Annotated in this window: 1 protein-coding gene, 10 tRNA genes and 2 pseudogenes; 3 read left to right on the plus strand and 10 right to left on the minus strand. The window is 41.0% G+C overall.

The window, feature by feature from the left end:
* From HT678_RS10930 to birA, 3 genes and pseudogenes are all read left to right on the plus strand, one after another.
* A pseudogene (locus HT678_RS10930) lies at positions 1–635 on the plus strand (IS630 family transposase); the annotation flags it as partial.
* Between the two features lie 3 nt (positions 636–638).
* Positions 639–1,275, plus strand: a pseudogene (locus tag HT678_RS10935) (AraC family transcriptional regulator); the annotation flags it as partial.
* Positions 1,272–2,207 carry a bifunctional biotin--[acetyl-CoA-carboxylase] ligase/biotin operon repressor BirA gene (gene birA / locus HT678_RS10940; RefSeq protein ID WP_050223738.1) on the plus strand — a complete coding sequence of 312 codons (936 nt, stop codon included), beginning with the start codon at positions 1,272–1,274 and terminating at the stop codon, positions 2,205–2,207. The pseudogene HT678_RS10935 and the gene birA, both read left to right, overlap by 4 nt.
* A 226-nt stretch (positions 2,208–2,433) precedes the next feature.
* Here the strand turns inward: birA and HT678_RS10945 are convergent.
* From HT678_RS10945 to HT678_RS10990, 10 genes are all read right to left on the minus strand, one after another.
* Positions 2,434–2,521, minus strand: a tRNA-Ser gene (locus HT678_RS10945).
* A 6-nt stretch (positions 2,522–2,527) separates the two neighbouring features.
* Positions 2,528–2,601 (minus strand) — tRNA-Ile (locus tag HT678_RS10950).
* Positions 2,602–2,636: 35 nt separating this feature from the next.
* Positions 2,637–2,707 (minus strand) — tRNA-Gly (locus tag HT678_RS10955).
* A gap of 19 nt (positions 2,708–2,726) precedes the next feature.
* Positions 2,727–2,799: transfer RNA gene (locus HT678_RS10960), tRNA-Phe, on the minus strand.
* Between the two features lie 3 nt (positions 2,800–2,802).
* Positions 2,803–2,876: transfer RNA gene (locus tag HT678_RS10965), tRNA-Met, on the minus strand.
* 10 nt (positions 2,877–2,886) lie between these two features.
* Positions 2,887–2,976, minus strand: a tRNA-Ser gene (locus tag HT678_RS10970).
* Between the two features lie 10 nt (positions 2,977–2,986).
* Positions 2,987–3,060: transfer RNA gene (locus HT678_RS10975), tRNA-Ile, on the minus strand.
* A 13-nt stretch (positions 3,061–3,073) separates the two neighbouring features.
* Positions 3,074–3,147 (minus strand) — tRNA-Met (locus HT678_RS10980).
* A gap of 5 nt (positions 3,148–3,152) precedes the next feature.
* Positions 3,153–3,226: transfer RNA gene (locus tag HT678_RS10985), tRNA-Pro, on the minus strand.
* A 15-nt stretch (positions 3,227–3,241) separates the two neighbouring features.
* Positions 3,242–3,315, minus strand: a tRNA-Arg gene (locus HT678_RS10990).
* Positions 3,316–3,342 lie beyond the last annotated feature (27 nt).

Below are 3,342 nucleotides of genomic sequence, written 5' to 3' on the forward strand. Positions count from 1 at the left end.
TTATCCAGATGCTTTTTTACGGGAAATTGCGGCACATTTTGATTGTGCTGTCCCTTCAGTATGGGCAGCTTTAAAGCAGATGAAGGTCACTTCAAAAAAAGATGACGAGCTTTAAGGAACAAGACCCAGAGAAAGTCGCTGAGTTTCTTGATATTTTGGATAACCTAAACGATTTACCAATCGTATACATTGATGAAACAGGAATCGACCGCTACCTCTATCGTCCTTATGCAGGGGCTCCTAGAGGGGAGAAAGTCTATGAAAAGATTAGCGGACGTCGTTTTGAGCGAACTTCAATTGTTGCAGGACAAGTAGACGGAGAGTTTATAGCTCCCATGATTTACAAGAACAGCAGGACAAGCGATTTCTTTGTGGAGTGGTTCAAAACGCAACTCCTGCCTGCTTTGAAGACACCTCATGTTATTATCATGGACAATGCTAGTTTTGATCCCAAGAACATTTTGGATGAACTCTGCATCCAAGATAAACACTTTTTCTTACCTCTACCGCCTTATTCACCAGATTTGAATCCTATTGAGCAAGCTTGGGCTATCTTGAAAAAGAAAGTAACAGATTTATTAAGGGAAGTCCCAACTATTTTTGAATGTTTGGAACGCTTTTTTAAAACTAAATAACTATATCAAGCAGATAGTAAAGAACCTTGGGCCTACTACTGGTTAGGAATCACTGGAGGGAAAGCTCCTGATTTTTTTGCTCTTTCTCAAATTTCTGATCAATCCTATCTCATCCAATCTGAAACTTGTCATACCCAGACTACTGCAAAACTCATCTCAGACATTGTTCGCTTCGCTCAGATTACAAAATCCAATGAATTAGCTCAACTCCATATCATGGGACAACTCCATGAACTGATGTTTCATCTGGGAACTATTGCTCCCAATCAGAAAAAAGAATATTTCATCAACCTACCAACTCTATCTTGAATGCAAACGATTAATTGATAGCCACTATCCTCAATCACTTACAATTCAAGATTTAACAAAAGAACTATCCGTTCACAGAAGCTACTTATCAAGCGTATTCAAAGAATTTAATACCTTATCACCCAAAGAATACCTACTCTACGTTCGAATGCACCGAGCTAAACAACTTCTCGAAAATACCCAAGAGTCCATCAAGGTAATTGCATATTCGGTAGGTTTTTCAGATCCACTCCATTTTTCAAAAGCTTATAAACAATACTTAAATCAGACCCCAAGTCATACAAGAAAAGAATCCTCTCAATACCAACTAGTGAGAAAGGCAACACTATGAAATCCTACCAAGCTGTCTATCAGATTCTAGCTAAAGAAAACGACTATATCAGCGGAGAAAAGATTGCAGAAGAACTATCACTGACCCGAACATCAATTTGGAAAGCCATCAGGCGCCTAGAACAAGAAGGCATTGAAATTGATAGTATCAAAAACAAAGGATATAAACTGATGAATGGTGACCTTATTCTTCCAGAGATTCTAGAAGAAAATCTTCCAATTAAAATCAGTTTTAAACCCGAAACAAAATCAACACAACTCGATGCAAAAGAAGCAATTGATTTAGGCTATGAAGCAAACACCCTCTATCTAGCTTCCTATCAAATAGCAGGGCGTGGCCGTTTTCAACGCTCCTTCTACTCTCCTCAAGGTGGCATTTATATGACCCTCCATCTTAAACCAAATCTTCCCTATGACAAATTACCGTCCTACACACTACTTGTAGCTGGAGCTGTCTACAAAGCCATTAAGAACCTAACTTTAATAGATGTCGACATAAAATGGGTCAATGATATCTACCTAAACAATCATAAAATTGGAGGAATTCTCACTGAAGCAATGACCTCTGTAGAAACAGGCTTAGTCACAGATATCATTATTGGAGTAGGTATCAATTTCACTATTAAAGACTTCCCTCAGGAATTAAAAGAAAAAGCTGCTAGCTTATTTAAAACTACAGCTCCAATAACAAGGAATGAATTAATCATAGAAATCTGGCGTGCTTTCTTCGAAACACCAGCAGATGAGTTATTATACCTATATAAAAAACAGTCATTCGTTCTTGGAAAAGAAGTTACTTTCACACTAGATCAAAAAGACTACAAGGGACTTGCTAAAGACATCTCTGAAAGTGGAAAACTTTTGGTGCAATGTGATAACGGAAAAGAAATCTGGCTCAATAGCGGAGAAATTTCTCTCAAGAGTTGGAAGTAATAATAAATTAGAACAACCATAAAATCGACAATATATAAAGATTTTAGCTTTTCTTCAACCCACTACAGTTGACAAAGAGCCTGAAAACTTCAAAAAACGGATTTTTAGGCTCTGAACATCAAAAAAGAAAGGACGAAATTTGTCCTTTCTCGAGCTTAGCTGACTTCAACCCACTACAGTTGACAAAGAGCCAAATGAAAAAGAGAGTTACAAACTCTCATTAAAACGGAGAATAAGGGATTCGAACCCTTGCGCCAGTTACCCGACCTAACGATTTAGCAAACCGTCCTCTTCAGCCTCTTGAGTAATTCTCCAATTAATGGGCACGAGTGGACTCGAACCACCGACCTCACGCTTATCAGGCGTGCGCTCTAACCACCTGAGCTACGCGCCCAAGTTAAAAAACTTGGTAATTTGAACAAAGTTCAAAGCGGGTGACGAGAATCGAACTCGCGACAACAGCTTGGAAGGCTGTAGTTTTACCACTAAACTACACCCGCATAAATACTATCAATAAAATGGCGCGAGACGGAATCGAACCGCCGACACATGGAGCTTCAATCCATTGCTCTACCAACTGAGCTACCGAGCCTTATTGCGGGAGCAGGATTTGAACCTACGACCTTCGGGTTATGAGCCCGACGAGCTACCGAGCTGCTCCATCCCGCGTTAATAAAAAAGGAGGATGTGGGATTCGAACCCACGCACGCTTTTACACGCCTGACGGTTTTCAAGACCGTTCCCTTCAGCCGGACTTGGGTAATCCTCCAATATTCAAATGGACCTTGTAGGACTTGAACCTACGACCACTCGGTTATGAGCCGAGAGCTCTAACCAGCTGAGCTAAAGGTCCGACAAGATCATTATAGCGGCGAAGGGGATCGAACCCCCGACCTCCCGGGTATGAACCGGACGCTCTAGCCAGCTGAGCTACACCGCCATGAATCGGGAAGACAGGATTCGAACCTGCGACACCTTGGTCCCAAACCAAGTACTCTACCAAGCTGAGCTACTTCCCGAGTTAAATAGAAAAATGCACCCTAGAGGAGTCGAACCTCTAACCGCCTGATTCGTAGTCAGGTACTCTATCCAGTTGAGCTAAGGGTGCTCATTATATTATGCCGAAGACCGGAAT

The sequence above is a fragment of the Streptococcus sp. 3167 genome, assembly GCF_013277175.1.
In the GTDB taxonomy this organism is placed as follows: Bacteria; Bacillota; Bacilli; order Lactobacillales; family Streptococcaceae; genus Streptococcus; species Streptococcus pseudopneumoniae.